This is a genomic window from Arthrobacter sp. zg-Y895 (assembly GCF_020731025.1).
Taxonomy (GTDB): Bacteria; Actinomycetota; Actinomycetes; order Actinomycetales; family Micrococcaceae; genus Arthrobacter_B.
Genome location: NZ_JAJFZY010000003.1, coordinates 558,097 through 580,128 on the forward strand (window position 1 = coordinate 558,097; position 22,032 = coordinate 580,128).

General features: G+C 65.1%; 24 protein-coding genes and 1 riboswitch. Of the genes, 15 read left to right on the forward strand and 9 right to left on the reverse strand.

Annotated elements, in window-relative coordinates:
- The first annotated feature begins 45 nt into the window (after positions 1-45).
- The 6 genes from LJ760_RS04340 to LJ760_RS04365 all read left to right on the forward strand — a co-directional run bounded on the left by LJ760_RS04340 (position 46) and on the right by LJ760_RS04365 (position 6,733).
- A complete protein-coding gene (locus tag LJ760_RS04340; RefSeq protein ID WP_227919661.1) occupies positions 46-609 on the forward strand; it encodes an MOSC domain-containing protein in 564 nt (187 codons plus the stop codon).
- A 176-nt stretch (positions 610-785) separates the two neighbouring features.
- On the forward strand, positions 786-1,772 hold the full coding sequence (locus tag LJ760_RS04345) for a LacI family DNA-binding transcriptional regulator (protein WP_227919664.1): 987 nt from the start codon (positions 786-788) through the stop codon (positions 1,770-1,772).
- Positions 1,773-1,821: 49 nt separating this feature from the next.
- A complete protein-coding gene (locus LJ760_RS04350; RefSeq protein ID WP_227919666.1) occupies positions 1,822-3,144 on the forward strand; it encodes an ABC transporter substrate-binding protein in 1,323 nt (440 codons plus the stop codon).
- An 81-nt stretch (positions 3,145-3,225) separates the two neighbouring features.
- Positions 3,226-4,233 (forward strand): carbohydrate ABC transporter permease, encoded by a 1,008-nt coding sequence (locus tag LJ760_RS04355; protein ID WP_227919670.1) that lies wholly within the window; start codon positions 3,226-3,228, stop codon positions 4,231-4,233.
- The gene (locus tag LJ760_RS04360; protein WP_227919672.1) at positions 4,233-5,123 is read left to right on the forward strand and encodes a carbohydrate ABC transporter permease; all 891 of its coding nucleotides are present in this window, start codon (positions 4,233-4,235) and stop codon (positions 5,121-5,123) included. Before LJ760_RS04355 ends, LJ760_RS04360 begins: the two co-directional genes overlap by 1 nt.
- On the forward strand, positions 5,120-6,733 hold the full coding sequence (locus LJ760_RS04365) for an alpha-amylase family glycosyl hydrolase (protein ID WP_227919678.1): 1,614 nt from the start codon (positions 5,120-5,122) through the stop codon (positions 6,731-6,733). Before LJ760_RS04360 ends, LJ760_RS04365 begins: the two co-directional genes overlap by 4 nt.
- A 79-nt stretch (positions 6,734-6,812) precedes the next feature.
- Here the strand turns inward: LJ760_RS04365 and LJ760_RS04370 are convergent, their stop codons facing one another.
- Complete coding sequence (locus LJ760_RS04370; protein ID WP_227919680.1) at positions 6,813-7,586, reverse strand: Ltp family lipoprotein; 774 nt, start codon at positions 7,584-7,586, stop codon at positions 6,813-6,815.
- Between the two features lie 317 nt (positions 7,587-7,903).
- Here LJ760_RS04370 and LJ760_RS04375 point away from each other — a divergent pair, with 317 nt between their 5' ends.
- Positions 7,904-8,905, forward strand: a complete 1,002-nt coding sequence (locus tag LJ760_RS04375; protein ID WP_227919686.1) for an acetamidase/formamidase family protein — start codon at positions 7,904-7,906, stop codon at positions 8,903-8,905.
- 26 nt (positions 8,906-8,931) lie between these two features.
- Positions 8,932-9,693, forward strand: coding sequence for an SDR family NAD(P)-dependent oxidoreductase (locus LJ760_RS04380; protein WP_227919690.1), 762 nt, complete (start codon positions 8,932-8,934; stop codon positions 9,691-9,693).
- Positions 9,694-9,776: 83 nt separating this feature from the next.
- Here the strand turns inward: LJ760_RS04380 and LJ760_RS04385 are convergent, their stop codons facing one another.
- Complete coding sequence (locus tag LJ760_RS04385; RefSeq protein ID WP_227919693.1) at positions 9,777-10,742, reverse strand: hypothetical protein; 966 nt, start codon at positions 10,740-10,742, stop codon at positions 9,777-9,779.
- Between the two features lie 523 nt (positions 10,743-11,265).
- Positions 11,266-12,156, reverse strand: coding sequence for a lantibiotic dehydratase C-terminal domain-containing protein (locus LJ760_RS04390; protein WP_227919695.1), 891 nt, complete (start codon positions 12,154-12,156; stop codon positions 11,266-11,268).
- 439 nt (positions 12,157-12,595) lie between these two features.
- On the opposite strand from LJ760_RS04390, the gene LJ760_RS04395 reads away from it, so the two are divergent.
- Both LJ760_RS04395 and LJ760_RS04400 read left to right on the forward strand, forming a co-directional pair.
- Positions 12,596-13,051: an SRPBCC family protein gene (locus tag LJ760_RS04395; RefSeq protein ID WP_227919698.1), complete on the forward strand. Its 456-nt coding sequence runs from the start codon at positions 12,596-12,598 to the stop codon at positions 13,049-13,051.
- A gap of 31 nt (positions 13,052-13,082) precedes the next feature.
- Positions 13,083-13,721, forward strand: coding sequence for a class I SAM-dependent methyltransferase (locus LJ760_RS04400; protein WP_227919702.1), 639 nt, complete (start codon positions 13,083-13,085; stop codon positions 13,719-13,721).
- Between the two features lie 13 nt (positions 13,722-13,734).
- Here the strand turns inward: LJ760_RS04400 and LJ760_RS04405 are convergent, their stop codons facing one another.
- The 4 genes from LJ760_RS04405 to LJ760_RS04420 all read right to left on the reverse strand — a co-directional run bounded on the left by LJ760_RS04405 (position 13,735) and on the right by LJ760_RS04420 (position 17,582).
- Positions 13,735-14,883: a baeRF2 domain-containing protein gene (locus LJ760_RS04405; RefSeq protein ID WP_227919709.1), complete on the reverse strand. Its 1,149-nt coding sequence runs from the start codon at positions 14,881-14,883 to the stop codon at positions 13,735-13,737.
- Between the two features lie 117 nt (positions 14,884-15,000).
- Positions 15,001-15,570, reverse strand: coding sequence for a sugar O-acetyltransferase (locus LJ760_RS04410; protein WP_227919712.1), 570 nt, complete (start codon positions 15,568-15,570; stop codon positions 15,001-15,003).
- A gap of 170 nt (positions 15,571-15,740) precedes the next feature.
- Positions 15,741-16,508 (reverse strand): Ltp family lipoprotein, encoded by a 768-nt coding sequence (locus LJ760_RS04415; protein ID WP_227919719.1) that lies wholly within the window; start codon positions 16,506-16,508, stop codon positions 15,741-15,743.
- Positions 16,509-16,880: 372 nt separating this feature from the next.
- A complete protein-coding gene (locus tag LJ760_RS04420) occupies positions 16,881-17,582 on the reverse strand; it encodes a TetR/AcrR family transcriptional regulator C-terminal domain-containing protein (protein ID WP_227919727.1) in 702 nt (233 codons plus the stop codon).
- 102 nt (positions 17,583-17,684) lie between these two features.
- Here LJ760_RS04420 and LJ760_RS04425 point away from each other — a divergent pair, with 102 nt between their 5' ends.
- From LJ760_RS04425 to LJ760_RS04435, 3 genes are all read left to right on the forward strand, one after another.
- Entirely contained in the window at positions 17,685-18,395 is a 711-nt protein-coding gene (locus tag LJ760_RS04425; protein ID WP_227919728.1) for a DUF4386 domain-containing protein, read from the forward strand.
- 81 nt (positions 18,396-18,476) lie between these two features.
- Positions 18,477-19,517, forward strand: coding sequence for an FAD-dependent monooxygenase (locus LJ760_RS04430; RefSeq protein WP_227919729.1), 1,041 nt, complete (start codon positions 18,477-18,479; stop codon positions 19,515-19,517).
- A gap of 41 nt (positions 19,518-19,558) precedes the next feature.
- Positions 19,559-20,344 carry an NADPH-dependent F420 reductase gene (locus LJ760_RS04435; protein ID WP_227919730.1) on the forward strand — a complete coding sequence of 262 codons (786 nt, stop codon included), beginning with the start codon at positions 19,559-19,561 and terminating at the stop codon, positions 20,342-20,344.
- A 67-nt stretch (positions 20,345-20,411) separates the two neighbouring features.
- Here the strand turns inward: LJ760_RS04435 and LJ760_RS04440 are convergent, their stop codons facing one another.
- Positions 20,412-20,963: a dihydrofolate reductase family protein gene (locus LJ760_RS04440; protein WP_227919732.1), complete on the reverse strand. Its 552-nt coding sequence runs from the start codon at positions 20,961-20,963 to the stop codon at positions 20,412-20,414.
- 99 nt (positions 20,964-21,062) lie between these two features.
- Complete coding sequence (locus tag LJ760_RS04445) at positions 21,063-21,377, reverse strand: DMT family transporter (protein WP_227919735.1); 315 nt, start codon at positions 21,375-21,377, stop codon at positions 21,063-21,065.
- A 10-nt stretch (positions 21,378-21,387) separates the two neighbouring features.
- A riboswitch (guanidine-III (ykkC-III) riboswitch) is annotated at positions 21,388-21,454 on the reverse strand.
- A gap of 78 nt (positions 21,455-21,532) precedes the next feature.
- On the opposite strand from LJ760_RS04445, the gene LJ760_RS04450 reads away from it, so the two are divergent.
- Positions 21,533-21,733, forward strand: coding sequence for a hypothetical protein (locus tag LJ760_RS04450; RefSeq protein WP_227919738.1), 201 nt, complete (start codon positions 21,533-21,535; stop codon positions 21,731-21,733).
- A gap of 53 nt (positions 21,734-21,786) precedes the next feature.
- Positions 21,787-22,026, forward strand: a complete 240-nt coding sequence (locus LJ760_RS04455; protein WP_227919742.1) for a hypothetical protein — start codon at positions 21,787-21,789, stop codon at positions 22,024-22,026.
- Positions 22,027-22,032: the final 6 nt, after the last annotated feature.

The window sequence follows — 22,032 nt, forward strand, 5'->3', positions numbered from 1 at the left end:
GTGGATCGGATTCGAAGCCGTCGCGGGATATGAAATGATCCGTCAATGACTGCCAGCTCCAATTCCCAAGGACCGAAAGTGCTCTCCGTCAGTCAAAGCAGCAAGCACAACTTCAGCAAGGACCAGGTGGAATCGGTTCTGCTGGTGGAAGGGCTGGGCGTTGACAGAGACGCGCATTCCGGCACCACCGTGCAGCATGTGTTCAGAAAGCGGTTCCACCCGACGGAACCCAACCTGCGGCAGGTGCACCTGATCCATGCGGAGCTGTTCGAGGAACTGGCGCAGGACGGCTTCGAGCTGCGTCCCGGCGACCTCGGGGAAAACATCACCACCCGCGGCATCGACCTCCTGAACCTGCCCGAGGGGACACTCCTGCGGATCGGACCCGACGTCGTCGTGCAGGTAACCGGGCTGCGGAACCCCTGCCGGCAGATCGACCGCTTCCAGACCGGGCTGCTCAAAGCGGTGCTGCCCCGCGACAGTGCCGGAAAAATCGTGCGCAAGACCGGAATCATGGGCATCGTGCTGGCAGGCGGGCGGGTAAACGTCGACGACGAGATCCGCGTTGAGCTTCCGGCCGGGCCGCAACGCCGGCTCAAGTGCGTCTGATTCCCCAGTAAAAAAGCCCCAACAAATCCCCTCAGGCCCCGGGTCGGAGGGGATTTTTCCTGCCCGTTTACGAAACGTCATGGATCCCGCACACCTCCGCATAGGGTGTGACGCAGATCGCGTAACCGTTTACGTAAACCGTTTGCGCCCACGCAGGAGTCCACGAGGAGGCGGGCATGGCAACCATCAGGGATGTCGCCAAGCATGCCGGCGTGTCCCCGGCCACCGTCTCCCGCGTGGTCAACGGACTCGTGGGCTACTCCGAGGACACCCGGCGCCGCGTCGAAGAGGCCGTAACCCGCCTCAACTACGAGACCGATTTCATGGCCCGCGGGCTAAAGACGCGCCAGACCTCGGTCATCGGACTCCTCGCCCCCATGGTGTCCGATGCCCTGGCGTCCGAGGTGATGCGCGGCGTCGAGGAAGCAGCACGCGAGCAGGGGTACGCCGTGATGCTCGGCCGGACGGGACTGCAGTCGGTCTTTATCGACGGCTACCTGCGGACGCTGCGGACCTACCGGGCCGCCGGCGTCATCCTGATTTCGGCCGTCATCACGCCGGAGATGCGGCAAATCCTCGGCCCGAACATCCCCCTGATTTCGGTCGCCATCAGTGACCGGTCCGGCTCCCCCAGCGTCTCCATCGATGACGAGCGGGCCGCCTACGATGCCACCCGGTACCTGCTGTCCCTGGGCCACCGGCGGATCGGCCTGCTCGCCGGGGATCCGGCGTCGGTCTTCGTCGCCCACCCGCGCCAGCGCGGCTACGAACGGGCCATGGCCGAGGCCGGCAACACCTCCGTCGTCGCCCACGGCACCTTCTTCTACGACAGCGGCGCCCCGGGCCTGGATGAACTGCTTCGGCAGGAACCGGACCTCACCGCCGTCTTCGCGGTCAGCGACGAGATGGCCGCCGCCACCGTCAACGAACTGCAGGAGCGCGGCCGCCGGGTGCCGGAGGACGTCTCGGTGCTCGGCTTCGACAACACGTCCACGTCCCAGCACGTCCACCCGCCGCTGAGCACCGTCGCCCAGCCACTGGAGGAGATGGGCAGGACGGCGGTCGCCAAGCTGCTGCGCGCCCGCGACCTGACCCCGCGGATCATGCCGCACACCATCATCGCCCGCGGATCCACCAGCCCGCCCCGAAACCAGCACCACTGAAACCAGCACTAAAAAGCCACGCACCACTCGCCACTACAAGGAGCACAGCATGAGGCAACGACGCCACTTTCGACAGATCCTCCTCGGAACAGCAGCACTGACCATCTCCGGCCTGGTCCTCACCGGCTGCGGCGCAGGAAGCAGCGAAGAACCCGAAGCAAAGCAGGACGCGGCCGCAGCCTTCGAGGGCCGGGGCCCCATCAACTACGTCTCCTCCCGGGATGCGTCCGGCGCCGCACAGGACACTATCGACAAATGGAACGCCGAGAACCCGGATGAGCAGGTGACATTCGTCGAGCTGCCCGATTCCGCGGACCAGCAGCGCCAGCAGCTGGTGCAGAACGCCCAGATCAAGTCGGAGACCTTCAGCGTCCTAAACCTCGACGTCGTCTGGACCTCCGAGTTCGCCGCGAACCGGTGGATCATGCCGCTGCCGGAGGATGCGCTGCCCACGGACACCATGGTCCCTGCCGCAGTGGAGACCGCAACCTACCGCGACACGCTGTACGGCGCCCCGTACTACACGGACGGCGCTCTGCTCTACCACCGCACGGACCTCCTCCAGGCGGCCGGCATCGACGCCCCGCCCACCAACTGGGAAGAGATGACGGCGGCGTGCGAGAAGGTCCTCGCCCTCCCCGAGGCCGAGGGCATGTCCTGCTACGCGGGCCAGTTCGACAAAAACGAGGCCCTGACGGTGAACTTCACTGAAGCCGTCGGATCAGCCGGCGGCCAGGTCTTCGACGATGAGGGCGCCCCGACGGTGGACACCCCCGAGGCCCTCGCCGGACTCACCCAGCTCACCGACGCCTTCAACGAGGGCCTGGTTCCCAGTGACGCCATCACCTACATCGAGGAGCAGGGCCGCCGCGCCTTCCAGGAAGGCGATCTCGTGTTCCTGCGCAACTGGCCGTTCGTCTACTCCTCGCTGACCGCCACGGACGGCTCCAGCGCCGTTGTGGACAAATTCGGCATCAGCTCGGTTCCCGGCATCGGCGACAATCCGGGGGTCTCCACGCTTGGCGGCCGGAACCTCGCCGTCTCACCGTTCACGGAGAACAAGGCAACGGCCCTGGACTTCATCAAGTTCTTCACCAGCGAGGAAGAGTCGAAAGCACGCCTGGACAAGAGTTCGCGGGCTCCCGTCTACCCCTCACTGCTCGAGGATCCCGCCGTCGTTGAAAAGCGCCCGTTCTATCCCACCCTCCTGGAATCCCTTGAGAACGCGCAGGCGCGCCCGCAGGTCGTCAAGTACGGCGCGACGACGACGGCAATTCAGGAAGAGGCGTACGCGGCCCTGACGGGGGAGAAAGATCCTGAAACTGCCCTCGCCGACATGCAGGCAAAGCTCGAAGAGCTCTCGGCCGAATAGGCCGCCGGCGGCCGCCGACGTCGGTGCCGGCGGCCGCCTCCGCAGCTTGATTCCCTTACCCCCTGCCCAGTTAGGAACTCCATGAGTACCAGCACCGCTGCGCCCCCGCGCCGTCCCGACGGCCGACCTCCTGGAAAACGCAAACCCGACACCCGCACCTCCGGCGAAGGCAGGATGGCGGCGCTGCTGCTGTCCCCCACCCTGCTGGTCCTCGCCCTGGTCATCGCCTACCCCCTGGTGTCCGCCCTCTACCAGTCGCTCTTCCGGGAGCAATCCGGGCTCGACGAAGACGGCTTCGTCGCCGAAGGCGAGACCTTCGTCGGCCTGGCCAACTACACCGACCTCCTCGTCGGGGAGTCCGGTGAACGGTTCCTGAACGCCCTCGCGAACACCACCTTCTTCACCCTCACCACCGTCACGCTCGAAACCGTGCTGGGCCTGTGCCTGGCATTGGCTATGAACCGGGCGTTCCGCGGCCGGGGCATCCTGCGCGCCAGCATCCTCATCCCGTGGGCTGTCCCCACCGCCGTCTCGGGGCTCCTGTGGCGCTGGATCTTCCAGTCGGACGGCATCGCCAACACCCTGATCGGCACGGAGATCCTCTGGACCGCCGAAGGTTTCCAGGCCAAAGGCGCGGTGATCATCGCCGAGGTCTGGAAGACGGCACCGTTCATCGGCCTGCTCGTCCTCGCCGGGATGCAGGTGATCCCCGAAGAGGTATACGAGGCCGCACGTATCGACGGCGCCGGCTGGTGGCGCACGCTGGGTTCAATCACCCTCCCGCTCGTGAAGCCGACGCTGCTCGTCGCTGTCCTCTTCCGGCTGCTCGATGCCCTGCGGATGTTCGACCTGCCGTTCGTCCTTATCGGCCCAGGCAAACAGTCCGTGGAGACCCTCTCAATGCTCGCCTGGGACGAATCCAACCAGCTGCGCTACGGGTCGGCGTCGGCATTCGCCATCGTCCTGTTCCTCTACGTTGCCCTGGTCGCGATCGTCTTCGTGAAGCTGCTCGGCGCCGACGTCGCCGGAGCCAAGGAGATGCGCTCCCTCCGCAAGACCGGCCGCTCCCGGAAGGCAAAGGCACTCTGATGACCCAGATTCCCGTCCTGACACGCGCGGACACCCCTGACGACGCCCCGCAGCGGAAACCCAAGAAGCGCGGCACGAAGAGCTACCTCACGTACCTCGGCCTCGCGGCGATCTTCGTGTACTGCCTCTCCCCGTTTTACTGGATGCTGGTCTCCAGCTTCCGCCGCACGGCAGACATCTTCGACAACAGCCTCATTCCCCAGCCCTTCTCACTCGAGAACTACCTGAAGGTCTTCGACGGATCCACGATGTTCGGCCAGGCCCTGCTGAACAGCCTGATCGTCGCCGGCATCACGACGACGGCGGCACTGGTCCTCGGGATTTTCGCCGCCTATGCCATCTCCCGGCTGAACTTCCGGTTCAAGTCCGTGATCCTCGGCCTCGTTATTGCCACCTCCATGTTCCCGGGCATCTCCGTGGTGGTGCCGCTGCTGCGCCTGTTTACGGACATCGGCTGGATCAACACCTACCAGGCAATGATCGTGCCCAACCTGTCCTTCGCCATCCCGCTTGCCGTTTGGAACCTCACCACCTTCATGAAGGCGCTGCCCTTCGACCTTGAGGAAGCGGCGATGATTGACGGCTGCACCAAGTGGCAGGCGTTCCGGAAGATCCTCCTGCCGTTGGCAGCGCCCGGCGTCTTCACGACGGCGATCCTCACGTTCATCCACAGCTGGAACGAGTTCATCATCGCGCTGTCGATGATTAATGATCCCGAACGGCAGACTGCCACGGTCGCCATTTCCAAGTTCACCGGGGCCACGGAGTTCCAGGCACCCTTCGGTGAGCAAATGGCAGCGGGAGTGATCGTCACCGTCCCGCTGGTCATCATGGTTCTTATCTTCCAGCGGCGGATCGTCGAGGGACTCACCTCGGGTGCCACCAAATGAGCGGGCCGACCGTCCGGGGACAGAGGCCCGGCTGGTGGCAGGATGCCGTCATCTACCAGGTCTATCCACGCTCCTTCGCCGACGGCGACGGTGACGGGGTAGGCGATCTTGCGGGCCTGCTGGACCGTCTGCCTTACATTGCCTCCCTCGGCGTGGACGGCATCTGGATGACCCCGTTCCAGCCCTCCCCGCAGGTGGACCAGGGCTACGACGTCAGCGACTACTGCGCGGTCGATCCCCTCTTCGGCACCATGGAACAATTCGACCAAGTGCTCGAGGCAGCGCACGCTCTGGGGCTTCGGATCTTCCTCGACGTGGTGCCCAACCACTGCTCATCGGAGCATCCCCTGTTCCAAGCTGCCGTCGCCGCCGATTCAGGCTCACCCGAACGGGCGATGTTCCACTTCGAGAACGGCGTGGATGACGACACCCCGCCGAACAACTGGCAGAGCGTCTTCGGCGGCCGCGCCTGGAGCCGGGTGAATCCTGGCTCGGACACGGACAAGGAGTGGTACCTGCACCTCTTTTCCCCGGAGCAGCCGGACTGGAACTGGCGCAACCCCGCAGTGGGCGACTACTTCGAAGGCGTACTCCGGTTCTGGTTCGACAAGGGCGTGGACGGCCTGCGGATCGACGTCGCACACGCCCTGTTCAAGGCCGACGGGCTGCCGGACACCGCCAGTACCGACGCCGTCGTCGACGGCCTGCGCTCCAACCCGCAGGTCTCCGACCAGGATGAAGTGCACGAGGTGTACCGGCGCTGGCGCCGCGTTGCCGACTCCTACTCCCCCACTCGGGTGCTGGTAGGCGAGGTAAACCTGGAACCGCACCGCGCCGCCCGGTACACCCGGCATGACGAGATGCATCAGGCATTCGCGTTTGCCTTCGTGAAGCTGGGCTGGGATGCCGCTGCATGGGCCGCAGTCGGCACTGAACTCGAAGCCGCTCGGAAAGAGCACGGGGCGCCGCTGACCTGGGCACTGGAGAACCACGACATTGTCCGCTCCGTGACACGGTTCGGCGGCGGTGAACGCGGAACCCTTCGTGCGCGTGCGGGCTTGCTCGCCGTCCTGGGGCTGCCCGGTGGCGCGTACATCTACCAGGGCCAGGAGCTCAACCTGCCCGAAGCTGAGGTGCCGCTCCATGCCCGAGCGGATCCCATGTGGACCCGGGCCGGGGTGTCCCGTGACGGGGCCCGTGTCCCGCTGCCGTGGACGGTCGCAGCCGAGAACACCTACGGGTTCTCACCCGCCGGGGCAGCAGATCCGTGGCTGCCGGTACCGGCGGCCTGGGGATCCAGGTCGGTTCAGATGCAGCTGGATGATCCGGCGTCGACCCTGCAGCTGGTGACCGAGGCGCTGAGGGTGCGCAGGGAACTGATCGAGAAGGAGATCCTGTCGCCCGACGATGCAACCACCTGGCACGTCCAGGACAACGGATTGCTCCTCTGCGAGCGCGGGGACCGGTTCCTGCTTGCCGTGGCCATGGGTGAGGAGCCCTGTGCCCTTCCGCAAGGCAGCGTTGTGTTGGCATCATCGCCCCTGACCGATGCGGGACTGCTTCCCGCGGACAGTGCGGTCTGGCTCCTCAGGGAGGACTCCCGCACCTGACCGGGCAAAGGAATAGCCAGAAGCAACCGTGCGCTTCTGGCTATTTCCATAAAGGTGCCGGGGCTCCGGCGGAATCAGGCTACTTCAGGTTCGCAATGGCGTAGTCGGCTTCCTCCGGGGTGAACTTCTCCCCGTATTCACTGACGAGCATGTGGTGGATCTCCTCGGGGGAGTCGCCCCACTCCTTGTACTCCTGGGCCTTCTTCAGCGCATGTTCCTTGAAGTCCACGCCCAGGTTGTCCACTGCGTACTGGGCCTCCTCCGGGGAGTAGCCCGTGTAGACCAGCTTGTCGATCATGTCAGCCTTGCTCAGGGACATGTAGGTAAAGCCCTGAGCGCTCTGCATAACCTCCTGGTACTCCTTCGGAACGGAGGGGTCCAGGGTGGGCGCATCGGATACGAAGGGAATGTACGTCTCAGCCGGAGTCGCGGTCGGAGCCGGAGCCGGAGCCTCGACTACCGTGCCGCTGTCCTCCTGGGACGCTGCCTGGCTGCTTTCGACGGCCGTGCCGACTGCCAGCGCTCCGGTGAGGAGCAAGATCAGCGAAACAACAACGTTGAGAACCCAGACGACGGCGGTGACGATCCAGGCCATCTTCTTGCTCTCCTGGTATCCGGCGAGAGGCTGACCGTGCTTATCCTTCTGGTTTCCGGTCAGGGTGATGATCAGGTCGACCAATGCCCAGATACCGAAACCGCCACCCGTCAGGAGCTTCAGGACGCCTGTCCCGATCTTGCCCAGGTAGAAGCGATCGGCGCCCAGCGTGCCCAGGAAGAGTGCGAGCAGCCAGGTCACAACGAAGGACTTCTTGGTGGCGGTGGTGGTCATATAACTTGTGTCGGTGGTGCTCATTAACGGGCATGCCTTTTCTGTGATCAGGGTCGTTTCTGTTTATCGAAGGGAATCCTGCCATGTGGTTCCGGTTAGGCGAAATCCGGCTGCCTGACGCATATTCGCCGGTGGAAAACCCGCGGCTTTCCGCACCGAAAGAAATTGCGGCAACTGGAATGTTGTATCGCGGTCAGCAATGCTGAATCAGAGAAATACCGAGCTTCCTTCCTCAAGCCATCCCGGCGGAACTCAGTGAGGGAGCCTTAGCAGGCCGTCAGTCCACCCGGTCCCCCGCCGCGTATATCCAGAACCGGAAACCTTCGATAGCATCCGGCCCCATGGACATCCTTGAATACCGCCCGCGTCCGGACCAGCTGGTCTACACCTTCGGCGGGGCCGAGCCCGTGATGAAGGTGAGACCGGGGACCGCCTTGAAGCTCTGGTCGGAGGACGCCTTCAACAACGCACTGACCACGGTCGAGGACCTGTCCAGCGAGAAGGTCGACCTCAACTTCGTTAACCCGCAGACCGGACCGTTTTACGTTGAAGGCGCCGAACCCGGCGATACCCTCGCCCTGCACATCGTGGAGCTGACCCCGGCGCGGAGCTACGGTGCCTCCGCCACCATCCCGTTCTTCGGCGGACTCACCAGCACCGACCGCACCGCGTTCCTGCAGGATCCGTTGCCGGACACCACCTGGATCTACCACGTGGACTCCGCCCGCTCCACCGTCGGTTTCTCCGCCCGGTTCGGGGACTTTGAGGTGGCCCTGCCGCTGGAACCCATGCTGGGAACGGTCGGGGTGGCTCCTCCCGGCGGGGAGGTCCGCTCCTCCCTGGTCCCCGAACGCTTCGGCGGAAATATGGATGCCCCGGAGGTGAAGGCCGGAACCACCGTGTACCTCGGGGTGAACCAGCCGGGCGCGCTGTTCTCCATCGGCGACGGGCACTACCGCCAGGGCGAAGGTGAAGCCTGCGGCACAGCCGTCGAAGGGGCCATGCATTCCACGATCCTGGTGGACCTGATCAAGGGCGGCGCACCCGCCTGGCCGAGGCTGGAGACCGACGCAGAGTGGATGGCCGTCGGCTCGTCCCGGCCCATGGAGGATTCCTGGCGCATCGGCCAGGTGGAGATGGTGCGCTGGTTCGGCGAGCTCTTCGGCCTGCACCAGATGGATGCCTACCAGTTGCTCACCCAGACAGCGCAGGCACCGATCGCCAACGCCGTGGACGCCAATTACTCCGTGGTGGTCAAGGCACGCAAGGCCCTGTTCCCGTCCGCCGCAGCCTACGGCGGGCTGCACGCCGACCTGCGCCGGCGCAGCGAAGAACTTCTCTAACCCCGACAACCCGCTCCGGAGGAACCATGGATCTGCAGTTGAACGGCAAGACGGCACTGGTCACCGGCGGCACCCGGGGAATCGGGCGGGCGATCGTGGAAGCGTTCGCCGCGGAAGGGGCCAACGTTGCCTTCTGCGCCCGGAACAAGGCGGAAATCACCGCCACCGAAACGGCATTGGCCGGCACCGGGGTCAAGGTGGAAGGCGCAGTCCTGGACGTGGGCGACGGCGACGCCGTGGCCGCCTGGGTGGATGCCGTCGCCGGGCGCTTCGGCGGATTGGACGCGGTGGTCAGCAACGTCAGCGCCCTGGCCATCGATGACAGTGCCGAATCGTGGGAGGCGTGCCTGCGGGTAGACCTGATGGGGACCGTACGCCTGATGCAGGCGGCGGTCCCGCACGTTGGGCGCAGCGAGTCGCCGTCGCTGGTGGCCATCTCCAGCGTTTCCGGCCGGGAGGTGGATTTCGCGTCCGGTCCGTACGGCACGGTCAAGTCGGCGCTGATCGCCTATATGGCCGGGCTGGCCTTCCAGTTGGCCGGGACCGGGATCCGCGCCAACACAGTGTCGCCGGGCAACACCTATCACGACGGCGGCGTCTGGCAGAGCATGGAACGGAACAGTCCGGAGATGTTTGCCTCGTCCATGGCGCTGAATCCCACCGGGCGGATGGGCAGCGCGCAGGAGGTGGCCGACGTCGTTGTGTTCGTCTCCAGCCCGCGCGCCTCCCGGATGACCGGAGCGAACGTTCTGGCGGACGGTGCCCTCTCACGGGGGATCCAGTTCTAGGAGAACGCGGTCCGGGCATAAGCGGCGGCTACTGCCAGGTGCCGCCTACGCCGCCATTTCTTACCCTGCTTTGACGGCTGCGGCTAATGCTCCTCACCGGAATACTGCGCTTCAATTTCTTTACTCCATGCACGCGCGTATAGGCCAAGGGTCGCCTGCTCCCTGAGCGCGAATCCCAGCCCGTTGAGTGCGTGCTGGCTAGCCCCCATTGCCAGTTGCTGCGCACTGCGGCTGACGCGTTGTTTGTCTGCCCGGTACAAATACTCATCCATGGCCCTCGCCCACCGCTTCCGCCAGATATCCACTGCCTGCTCTGAGGCAAGAGCGGCCATCACCCGATGTGCGGGCATAACCCGGGGTGCAATCCGGGCCATCATTGCCCTGCGCGCTTGCGCAGCGTTCGGGCCAAAAGAACCTGTGCAGGCGTGCAGATGAGCGTTCCAGTAGAAGTCCCAGCTAGTGGTTCTGCGGTCGGGCCAAACAGCGGACCGGGGGCCCCGCATCATGGCGTGGCCGGCGTCGAAGAGAAGCAGGGCAGCCAGCATCGAGCGCGTGTTGAGGCTGGGAAAGCGATTGACCGCCCACAAAGTCAGATCCATGGAGACCTCGCCAATCTCAGTTACCAGGTCCAAGCCCTTTGGCCCACCGAACCGTGCAAATGCCGCTTCCACCACCTCAGGTACCGGTTCGCCCGGCAGCGGCGGATAAACGAGCCCCGGCGAGTGGGAGATCTTCACAGTACCCAGCGTGGCAACGTTTTCGTCCGCCAGCGCGTGCGCAAACTTCCATAGGCGCTTAGCGACGTCGTCGGTGGCAAGCAAATGCAGGAGCACGGCGTGACGGTCGGATTCCGGGCTGCGTGACAACCGAAACCGGTTCCCCTCCCCGGCCCGCAGTTGGGAAGACAAAGGGGCAACAACATGGCGGATAATGTCGTCGCCGGCATTCTTACGCTCCGGCTCAATAGTCAGGATGGACCACAGGGTTGTGCTGGGGTGCTGCTTCCCAGGGCGGGTAGCTGCACCTCGATGAACAGTATTCGACTGCATTACGCGGCTCATTTCATCCCCAGGAATGATTGGCTGACATGGGTACTTTTGCTGTGTTTATCCTGTGTTCCCAAAACGTGTAGTCCATACCGCCCCCCGAAATCATTACCTGTTCGTGTTCTATTGGGCCGGTGCGCACCGAATGCCGGGAGGTACACGGTCTAGGTCGAGTTGGGAAAAACCGACTTCCCGTCACGGTTGGCGTGCTCCGGGGCCCTTTCCGCAGGCCGTGGCGGGATATGAAATGATCCGTCATTGACTGCCATCCGCAATCCCGAAGGATCGAAAGTGCTCTCGGCCAGTCAAAGCAGCAAGCACAACTTCAGCAAGGACCAGAGCGTCCGCGACGAAATCCGCGTCGAGGTTCCGGTCGGGCCGCGTCGCCAGCTCAAGTGCGTCTGACCCGGATCCATCAACCGGCTCTCAGCTGGCGTCTTTGGCGCCGGAGGCCAGTACGCTAACCCGTGGCCACTAGCCGGCGCCGCCGACGCCGTCATTCCTTACCTTGCTTTGGCGGGAGCGACTAATGCTCCTCACCGGAATACCGCGCTTCAATATCCTTGCTCCAGGCACGCGCGTATATCCCAAGGGCCCCCTGTTCCCGGGGTGGAAAGCCCAGCCGGTTGAGTGCCAGCCGGCTGGCCACCGTAGCCAGCTGCTGCGCACTGCGACTGATGCGTTGCTTGTCTGCCCGGTACAAATACTCATCGATGGCCCTTGCCCAGCGCTTCCGCCAGATATCCACTGCCGACTCCGAGGCAAGGGCGGCCATCACCCTATGCGCAGGCATAACCCGGGGTGCCATCTGGGCCATCATTGCCGTGCGTGCCTGCCCGGAGTGCGAACCAAAAGAACCTGTGCAGGCGTGCAGATGAGCGTTCCAGTAGTAGTCCCAGCTAGTGGTTCTGCGGTCGGGCCACACAGCGGACCGCGGCCCGCGCATCATGGCGTGGCCGGTGTCGAAGAGAAGCAGGGCGGCCAGCATCGAGCGCATGTTGAGGCGGGGAAAGCGGTTGACTGCCCACAAAGCCAGGTCCGAGGACAAGTCGGCAACCTCAGAAACCAGTTCCAAGCCCTTCCGTCCACCGAACCGGGCAAATGCCGCTTCCATTACTTCGTGCACCGGCTCGCCTGATCGTGGTGGATAAGTGATATCCGGCCACCGGGAGATCTTCACGGGACCCAGTGAGGCAGCGCTTTCGTCTGCCAACGCGTACACAAACTTCCAAAGCCGCTTAACAACGTCGTCGGCGGCACGCACATGCAGGTGCACGGCCGGATGGGCGGATTCCAGCCTGCGGGAAAAGCCAAACCAGCGCTCTCCCCCGGTCCTCGTTCCGGAAATCAGCGGAGCAACAATACGGCGGACTATTTCATCACCCGCATCCCTGTGCTCCGGCTCTACAGTCAACATGGACCACACAGCCGTGCTGTCGTGCTGCACAGGACGGGTAGCTGCCTCTCGATGGCCAGTGTTCGATTGCATTACGCGGCTCATATCATCCCCAAAATGATCGTCTTGACTTCGGTAGGTGCGTTCGCAACAGTGCGTTCGCAAGAGTGTGTTGCCAACATGTGAATGTCCATACGGGTTCTAAAAAATTTTCCATTTGTGTCAGGGGACTCTTTTCCTGCGCACGCTGGCCGACTATGGGTTTTGCGAACCAGCGACGCGCACTGCACCAGACCGGCTTCGGCACCGTCACCACGTGTAGCGATGCCACCGCCTTGTTTTGGGAGGAGCTGGCACACACTTTTAGAAGCGACAGCGGATTCCGTCCCCCAACCACCGGGGTCTGATGCCGACTCCCGCGTGCGCCGTCGGCCGCAGAGCGCCCTGCCATACTCTGACCATGACCGTCTACTTCGAGTGCACCACCCGGACAGCCCTGCCCGCATCGGAGCTGTTTGACCGTGCCCGAAGCATTGATGCGCACAAGGACTCGATGGCGCGGTCCCGTGAAGAGGCGGTCGGCGGCGTGACGTCGGGTCTCATCTCCCTGGGTGAGGACGTCACCTGGCGGGCTTGGCATTTCGGTGTTCCGCTACGGATGACTAGCCGGATCACCGAGATGGAGGCGCCGGACCGTTTCGTCGATGAGCAGGTCAGGGGCCCGTTCCGGCGGTTCCGGCACGTCCACGAGTTCCGTCAGGATCCCGCGGGCAGCACCATGGTTGACCGCATCGAGTTCGAGGCGCCGTTCGGCGTCGTCGGGCGCCTGGTCGAGAAACTGGTGCTGGCCCGCTATCTCCGGAAGCTCATTGAGTCGCGGAACCGGTACCTCGCCGGGGAGCTCACCTCCAGCTAGCCCCGGACCGGCCCGGGACTACGCTGGAACAATGACACACAGCTTCGACAAGGACTACTGGGAGCAGCACTGGCACGAGGCCCCGGACACTGACCCGGCCGCCGGACATCAGCCGCCCGCGAACCCCTACGTGGCACGCCTCGCGGCGGAACTCCCGGCAGGCACCGCACTGGACGCCGGCTGCGGCACGGGCGCGGAAGCCCTGGAACTGGCAGCGCACGGCTGGACGGTAGTGGGTACGGACGTATCGGCATCTGCCCTGGCCGCAGCGTCCCGGCGTGCCGAAGCGCAGACCCTGTCCGGCAGTGTGGACTGGATCGAGGCGAACCTGGTCTCCTGGGAACCGGGACGCCGCTTTGACCTGGTCACCACCAACTACGCCCACCCGGCGATGCCGCAGCTGGCGTTCTATGCCCGGGTCGCGGAGTGGGTGGCCCCGGGCGGCACCCTCCTGATTGTCGGGCACGCCCACGACGACGAGGCGACGACGGCGCACGGGCACCATCCGCCGGCCGAAGCGACCGTGACGGCCCGGGACATCCAAGCACTGCTGGATCCGTCCGCGTGGTCCATCACCGTCGCCGAGGAGCATCCGCGCTCCATGACCGCACCGGACGGCAGCCAGGTCACCCTGCGCGACGTCGTCGTCCAGGCCGTCCGCCAGCGCTAATCCGGAACTGCCTCTAGGTCGCGTTCCTTCCGGGTGCTTCCGGACCGGTGGGCCAGCGCAGCAGCGCGGCGACGCCCGCTCCGCCGGGCAGGACGCCGTCGGGCACCAGGAGAAGCTTGGAATCGGTCAGGGCCGCGGCGCGCAGCAGGGCCACAGTCGCGGAAACCTTGCCCAGCACGTCCGCGCCGAGTGCCTGTTCCTCCGCGGTGGCTACCCACGGCTCGGCACCGAGTGCCAGCAGCGGGTGGTCGGCGAGCGCGGTGTCGTTCAGGATCAGCACGTCCACCTGAGCCTGTTGGAGTGCCTGGACAACAGCACCGATGCCGGTGGTCGATTCGGGGTTGGCCTGCCCTTGCTGCAGGGCGAGGCGGTCCATGATCTGTTCCTGCTCCTCCGCCCACTGCAGGGCAATCAGTTCCTGGACGCGGTCCTCAAAACCCTCGTGATGGGCACCGCCGGTACGGGTATGCGAATCGAGCATGCGGACCAGGGGCCGGTGCGCCTCGGCGAGCTGGTCCTGCACCAGGCCCCGGGCACGGACATCACCGGCGAGCACGATCAGCCGGGCACCGCTGCTATCCACGATGCTGTCGATCTGTCCGGCGACCTCGTCCGCGTTCCGGCGCCAGATGTCTTCCGTCCTGCGCTGCTGCTTGTCCTGCGCCCAGCCGTCGCCGACGGAGAGTTTGCGGATATCCTCACTGGAGCCTGCAACATCAGAGATGCTGGCGGGACCGGGGCGGCCCACATATTCCAGCCGGATCTCGGCGCCTTCCCGCGACACTTCCGCAACGATGTACGGGAATTCTTCGGGGCGGTGCTTGAGCAGCGGCAGCAGGTCCGGAACTATTCCCGCGGAAAGGTGCTTCGGGCCCATCAGCGGGCCGGGCAGGAGTTCGTTCAGTTCCACCGTTCCCTGCCGGACGAGGACGAAGCGCGACACCGGGACGGGTACTCCGTAAGCAGGAGCCACCGCGGCTTCCATAGCCTCAAGGTCCGCCGGCGAGGCCCCCTTTTCCGCCAGCGCCGTCCGGACGTTGCCCGGGCGGACTTCAGCGGCTTCGCGGCCTTCCACGGTTCCGGCCCCGGCATCGACATAAGCGGCACACCAGGGTCCTTGTTTCCGGTAGAGGTCAGCGAATTTGTGGAGATGCTCGGTCATGGCGATCTCCTTCCCGTGCGGGTGTTCCCGCACATCGATTCAATCCGTGCCTCTAGCTAACACCGGCGTCCGCGGCAACTAAAGGGTTGCGCACGCCGCACGCCTGCCACGGCCGGTCTATTCCGCGAGTGAACGGATAACCCGGGCAGGTGACCCGACGGCGAGGGACCGCGCTGGAACATCCTTGGTGACGACGGCGCCGGCGGCCACCACGGAATCGTCGCCGATGGTCACACCCGGCAGCACCGTGACGTTGGAACCGAGCCAGACATTCCGGCCCAGTGTGACCGGCGCCGGATGCATGTCCGCCCGGCGCACCGGCGACAGATCATGGTTGAGCGTGGCCAGGACAACGTTGTGGCCGATCAGGCAGTCATCGCCGATGCGGATCCCGCCCTGGTCCTGGAACCGGCAGCCGGCGTTGATGAACACCCGTTTCCCCAGGCTGATGTTCTTCCCGAAGTCGGAGGAGAACGGCGGGAACAGGGCCACGGATTCGTCCACCGGTTTCCCTGTCAACCGGGAGAGCAGCTCCCGCACCCGGGCCGGTTCGTGGTAGCCGCTGTTGATCTCGCCGGTAATCTGCAGGGCGGCCTGGCTGGCGTGATGCATGGCCTCATGCAGGGGCGATCCGGCGGTAATGGTCTCGCCCGCGTTGAGCGCCGCGAGCAGTTCCTCGAGGTCCATGGTGCCCCTAGTCGGTTGGCCTACTCGTCCTACCGTCGCACCGGGGCGGCGGGGTGGCAACAGCTCTCGGATCGGCGGGACGGATGCCGCGGCACCGTCCCGCCGTCGTCGTCCGTCGGATCGCCGGCCGCCGGCCGCCGGCCAGCATCGGAGTCTTGCGGGGAAGGGGACTACTTCAGGTTCTGAATGGCGTAGTCGGCTTCCTCCTGGGTGAACATTGCGCCGTACATATCGGTGCTGGCGAGGTAATCCCGCAGCTCATCCAGGGGCATCGGGTTTTCCTTCTGCAAAGACTTCGCGGCTTCCAGCGCGTTGGTCTTGTAATCGGCCTTGAGGTTATCGACGGCGTACTGCGCGGCCTCCGGGGTGTACTGGCCGTATTCCCCACCCAGCTGCTCCTGGATGGCGGCCTTGCTCATGTGCAGGGAGTCGCTGTAGAACGTGGCACTGTTCAGCGCCTGCAGATTGTCATCGTTCTTTGGAACGGCAGGAGCAGCGGGGGCCTCCTCGGTCGGTGCGGAGTAGACCGGAGCCGGGCTCGACTGCGTAGTGCTGTTCGTCTCCGATGCCTTCTGGCTTTCCTCAATGGCCGCTCCCATTGTCGCCGTCATGGTGACAATCATGATCACCGAAACAATGACGTTCAGGACCCAAACGATGATGGTGACGATCCACGCCGTCTTCTTATTCTCCTTGTAGCCGTCCAGCGGGCGGCCCTGCTTGTCCTTCTGGTTCCCGGTCAGGGTGATGATCAGGTCGACCAGCGTCCAGATACCGAAACCGCCACCCGTCAGGAGCTTCAGGACGCCGGTCCCGATCTTGCCCAGGTAGAACCGGTCGATGCCCAGCCCGCCCAGGAAGAGCGCGAGCAGCCATGTCACGACAAAGGACTTCCCGGTGCCGGTAATGGGCTTATAGCTTGTTTCGGTAGTGCTCATTAAGGGGTATGCCTTTTCTGTTATCAGGGTCGTGCTTCAGTAGTTGACGATGTCAAAGCGTCATATCTTCGCCGCAGCGGAGATTGCAACTACGGTCGAATCCGCAGTTTCCGCACACCGGAACAATTAGGTCGACCCGGACATATTATCCGACGGAGCACCCCTGCTCTCACGTCGAAAGCGCGGGATCTCCTATAAATTACTGATTATCGGAGTTTCATGTTGCGATCAGCGACGAAATCAAGGGGATAACGAAATCCCTGCACGTTAAACAAATTTCCCCCAAGGCACGGCCATCGCCTATCACTATGAAACAAGGTTTCGCCCGGCCCGTGGCGAAGTGGGTACTGAAATCGGGACCATCCGCCGAACCTAGCCGTCGCGCCAGGAACCCCGCAGAGTTTCGATGCCGTCCAGCAGGACGTCGAGCCCGACGTTGAATTCGGCGTCATAGTCATAGCCTTCCTTCGCCAGCTCGCCCACCACTTCGAGCAGGTACGGATACAAAGCCGCGGCCTCCGCCGATTCCCCGTTGAGGGTGTCGGCGGCAGCCTCGGCCGACTCCTCCGGGGTTTCAAAGGACAGGGTCTTCTGCTGCAGGGCAAAGCCGTACACGTAGGCATCCAGCAGGCTCATGACGTGGACGGTGGTGCGGAACGAGAATCCGCTCTGCCGCAGGCAGCCCAGCATCGCGTTGTGCTGGCGCAGGCTCTCCGGTCCCGGCCGGCCGGCCGCTTCCATCCGTCCCACGGCCCAGCGGTGCCGGACCAGTGCGGCCCAGAGGGAGACGGCGCGGCCGCGCATGGCCTGTTTCCAGCCGCGCCCGCTGTCCGGTTCCGTGACCTCGGCCCAGACCAGGTCCACCATGCCCTCGAGCAGTTCCTGCTTGTTGGCCACGTGTTTGTACAGCGCCATGGGAACCACGCCGAGTTCGTCGGCCAGCGTGCGCATCGTGAAACCGTCAGTGCCCACGTGGTCAGCCAGCACGACGCCGGCGCGCAGCACGGCGTCCCGGTTGAGGCGCGGACGCCGCGCGGACGGTTCCTGCTGCCGCGCCTTGGGTACCTGTCCCACAGTGCCACCTTCCCGGGAAGAGATCCTTGACAAAGTGTACGACATACACCTAGGTTCATCGCATCTGGTGTACGCAGTACACCTTTGGCTGACAGGAGCGTCATGCAGACCTCTAACCGCACGGCCCGGACCGCCGGGATCCTCTTCCTCCTCACCTTCGCCTCCGCCATCGCCGGGGCTGCCCTGTACGCACCGCTGCTCACCGACCCCAACTACCTCGCCGGACCCGGTGCGGACACCCGGATCCTGCTCGGCGCCGTCTGCGAACTGGTGCTGATCGTGACCAACATCGGCACCGCCGTCGTACTGTTTCCCGTGCTGCGGCTCTACAGCGAGACCGCCGCGGTCGGCTATGTTGCGGCCCGGATCATGGAGTGCGCGCTTATTGCCGTCGGAATTCTCAGCGTGCTCACCGTGGTGACGCTGCGGCAGACCGCGGGTGCCGACGCCGGGGAGTACCTGCCCGTAGCCCGGGCGCTGGTGGCGGTGCACGGCTGGACGTTCCTGCTCGGCCCGGGGTTCGTGGTGGGCATCGGCAACGGGCTGCTGCTCGGGTTCCTGATGTACCGCTCGCACCTGGTGCCGCGGCCCATGGCACTGTTCGGCCTGATCGGCGGCCCGCTGATGTCGCTGTCCGGTCTTGCCGTGCTTTTCGGAGCCTACGGGCAGACCTCGGTTCCCTCGGCCCTGGCCACCCTTCCGGAGATCATCTGGGAGGCGTCGCTGGGGATTTACCTGACGGCCGTCGGCTTCCGGCGGCCGCGGGAAACCGCTGCCGAGACCGACGTCGACAGCAGGCAGCAGACGGCGTAGATTCCGCCTTGGGCGGGATCACCGTCAGACGGTGGCCGCCCCCGAGCCTGCGGCAGCCGGACCATTGATGAGGAGACACCCATGCGCGGTTCAGCACTGATCGTCGGAGCGGGCATCGGGGGAACCGCCGTTGCGCGGGGACTGCTGCGCGCAGGATGGTCGGTCCAGGTGCTCGAACGCGGCGCAAACCTGCCCGGCAGCGGAACGGCACTGGCCATGTGGCCCGAGGCGATGCGCGCCCTCGACGCGTTGGGCGCCGGTGACGCAGTCCGCGCCGGTTCGGTGGAAGAGCGCGGCGCACGGATCCTGAAACCGGACGGCAGCCAGATCGCAGCCATGGGCCGCGGCCGGACCGCCCGCTTTGTTCCACGCACCGTCCTGCTCGAGGCCCTGGCCGGGGACTTTCCTGCCGGGGTTATCGAATGGGATTCACCGGTCGCCGAACCCTCAACCCTGCCTTCTGCCGATGTTGTCGTGGCCGCCGACGGAATCTTCAGCCGCCTGCGCACCGCCGGCAATGGAGTATCGCCCCAGGCACTGGGAACAGTGGCCTTTCGGGGCGTTGTCCCCGGCCCGGCCCGCGGAGTCAGCGAGACCTGGGGGCGCGGCCGCCTGTTCGGCATTACGCCGCTGGATGCCGGCAGCACTAACTGGTTTGCCTGCCTCCGCTCCACAGACCTTCCCGCGCTGGGCTCCCCGGAGGCTATCGGCGCCCAGGGGGCCGACCTGCTGCGCAGCCTCTACCGCGGGTGGCATCCGGATATCGCCCAGGTCCTGGGGAAACTGGACGGGAAACCGATAGATTACCGGGAACTATTCGACATTCCGCCGCTCCCGTCCTACATTTCCGGCAACTTGGCGCTGCTGGGCGACGCGGCGCACGGTATGGCACCGAACCTTGGCCGCGGCGCCTGCGAGGCACTTCTGGACGCGGTTGCCCTGGTCGACGCACTCTCCGCGGCTCCCGACGTTGCCGCCGGCCTGCAGCGCTACGACGCCGGCCGGCGTCGGCGGGGAAACCTCATGGTCCGCGCGGCACGGCTGCTGAACCGTGTCGGCACGGCCGAACACTTCACCGGAGCTCGAAACCTCGCAATGTCCGCCGGGTCACGGCTCGCCTAACACTTCCGCCGCCCAGGGGAATTCCTCCGCAGCAGCGGCAGTTGCCTCCTTTAGGGGCTGCCGGAGGACACCCGCGCCAGTCCAGCCGAACATTATCGAAGGGATACGCAATGCCGACATTGGGCATCATTGGAAGCGGGAACATCGGATCCGCAGTCGCGCGGCTCGCGGTTGCTGCGGGCATGAACGTCGTTATTGCCAACTCGAGGGGACCTGAATCGCTCTCGGAACTGGTGTCCGACCTCGGGCCGCTGGCCCAGGCCGGAACGGTGGAAGACGCCGCGAAACTCGGTGACGCCGTCGTGCTGTCCATTCCACTGAACGCGGTTTCCGCTCTTCCGGACGGACTCCTGGCCGGCAAGATCGTCCTGGACACCAGCAATTACTACCCGTCCCGGGACGGGCGCATCGCCGAGCTCGATGACAGCACGGTGACCACCAGCGAACTGGTGCAGAGCCGGCTTCCCGGGGCGCAGTACGTCAAGGCCTTCAATAACATCCTGGCCCACCACATTCCGCTTCTGGCCCGCCCCGCCGGGTCCGCTGAGCGCTCCACTCTGCCCATCGCTTCCGACGACGATTCGGCCAAGGCTGAGGCGGCCGCACTCATCGACGGGCTGGGCTATGACGTCGTCGACGCGGGCACCCTCGCCGAGAGCTGGAGGTTTGAGCCGGACTCCGCTGGCTACACCCGTCTGTACCTCGCGGATGCCAGCATCCCCGACGACCAGCTGATGAGCTCGGTTCCGGGCACAACACCCAAGGCGAAGGTCGAGTCCGCACTGGCGTCGGCCACCCGGGTGAACGTGGCGGAACGCCTCTTCTAAGCAGTAGACGGGTGCAGGGTGCGCGGCGGTTGGATCCGATCCGGCCGCCGCGCGGGGAAGCATCGCCTCAGCCCACGGCGTAGGTCACCCGGACTCCCCCGTTGTCGAGGCGTTGTTCCCGCAGCAGGCGAAGGTCCAGTGGCACCCCGTCGGGCAGGGCACGCTGACCGCCACCGGCAATTACCGGACAGATCACCAGCGACACAATGTCCACCAACCCCATGCGCATGGCGCTCTTAGCCAGCTCCGGTCCGCCGATCATGACGTTTCCCGCGGCTTTGGCCCGTTCCACGGCTTCCGGGGTCAGGGTGGGTTCCAACGATGTCCGGCCGGTGAAAACATCCTGCAGTGTGGAGGAAAACACCACCTTGGGCACCGCCGACCAGGCGTCCGCGAACCTGTCAGTCCCCGGAAGGCCAACTGACGCGGCGCGGTCGGTCTCCCACACGGACAGGGTTTCGTACATCCGTCGCCCGTAGAGCACGGCGGCCGCGTCCTCCAGGTCCTCGGAATGTGAGGCAAGAAAATCTTCGGTCGGCTCCAACCAGGCGAAGTTACCGTCAGCGTCGGCGCTGTACCCGTCCAGTGAGCAGTTCATGGAGTACGTAAGGGATCCCATTCCCCAACTCAACTCTCCGGGTTTCCGCTGCACAAGGGTGCAGGTGCGCAGGGCACGCATGCGTCGCTAAGCAGTGCTCACGCAAGGCCTGGAACGGGCCTAGTGGAGCGACTTCAGCCCGATCACGCCGCCCACGATCATCGCCAGGAACACGATCTTCAGCAGGGACACGGATTCCGCGCCGGTGGCCATGGCGTAAATGACGGTCAGTGTCGCGCCGATCCCCACCCAGACGGCGTACGAGGTGCCCAGCGGCAGTTCCCGCATGGCGTAGGCGAGCCCGGCCATGCTGGCGATAAGGGCGGTAACGAAAATGGCCGACGGCCAGAACCGGCTGAATCCCTGCGATTTGTCCAGGGCGGTGGCCCATACTGCTTCCAGGACGCCGGACAGCACCAGAACAATCCATGACATGAGAGTCTCCCTCGGGCCGTCTTGTCGCACACCGGGTACGGCACCCCTCGTCCGGGAGACCGTGTCGCGGCCTCCCCTCCACGGTCGCACGTCCGGTTTTCCGGGGCAACCTGGCTTCGCGGCGGGTGAACCCGGGAGCTACTAGAGTGGCGCCCATGCTGCAACTGATTGCCCCCGACGCCGCCTGGCAGGACTCCTGGGGCGAGGCGCACGCCGAATGGGGTCCGGGACAGCATGAGGACGGCTTTGGGCTCCTGCCCGGCGACGACGTCGAGGCACCGGACGGGTTCGACGGGCCGGTTCGCCGCTACCGGCTCACCGCTGAGCCCGCGGGGATATTTCCGGCCGGCCGGTAACCGGGAAGCGCAGGCCGTCGACCAACCGGCCCGAAAGTGCCAGAGTTTTAGCCATGACTGATGAACAGTTTGAGCGCGATGACCTGGACATTGCCCTCTGGTGGCCGATGCTCACCGCCGAGTCCCGCGAGTGGCTGACCGCCAATAACGGTGACGCCGTAGAGCCGTGGGTGGTGGAGGAAATCTCCCGCAGCCGCGGCATGGCTTCCGACGGCAGCGGAGCCTACTACCTGCCGGATGCCGCCGTGGACTGGATTGAGGCCCGGGCAAACGGCGAACTGCCGGGGCTATGACTTCCG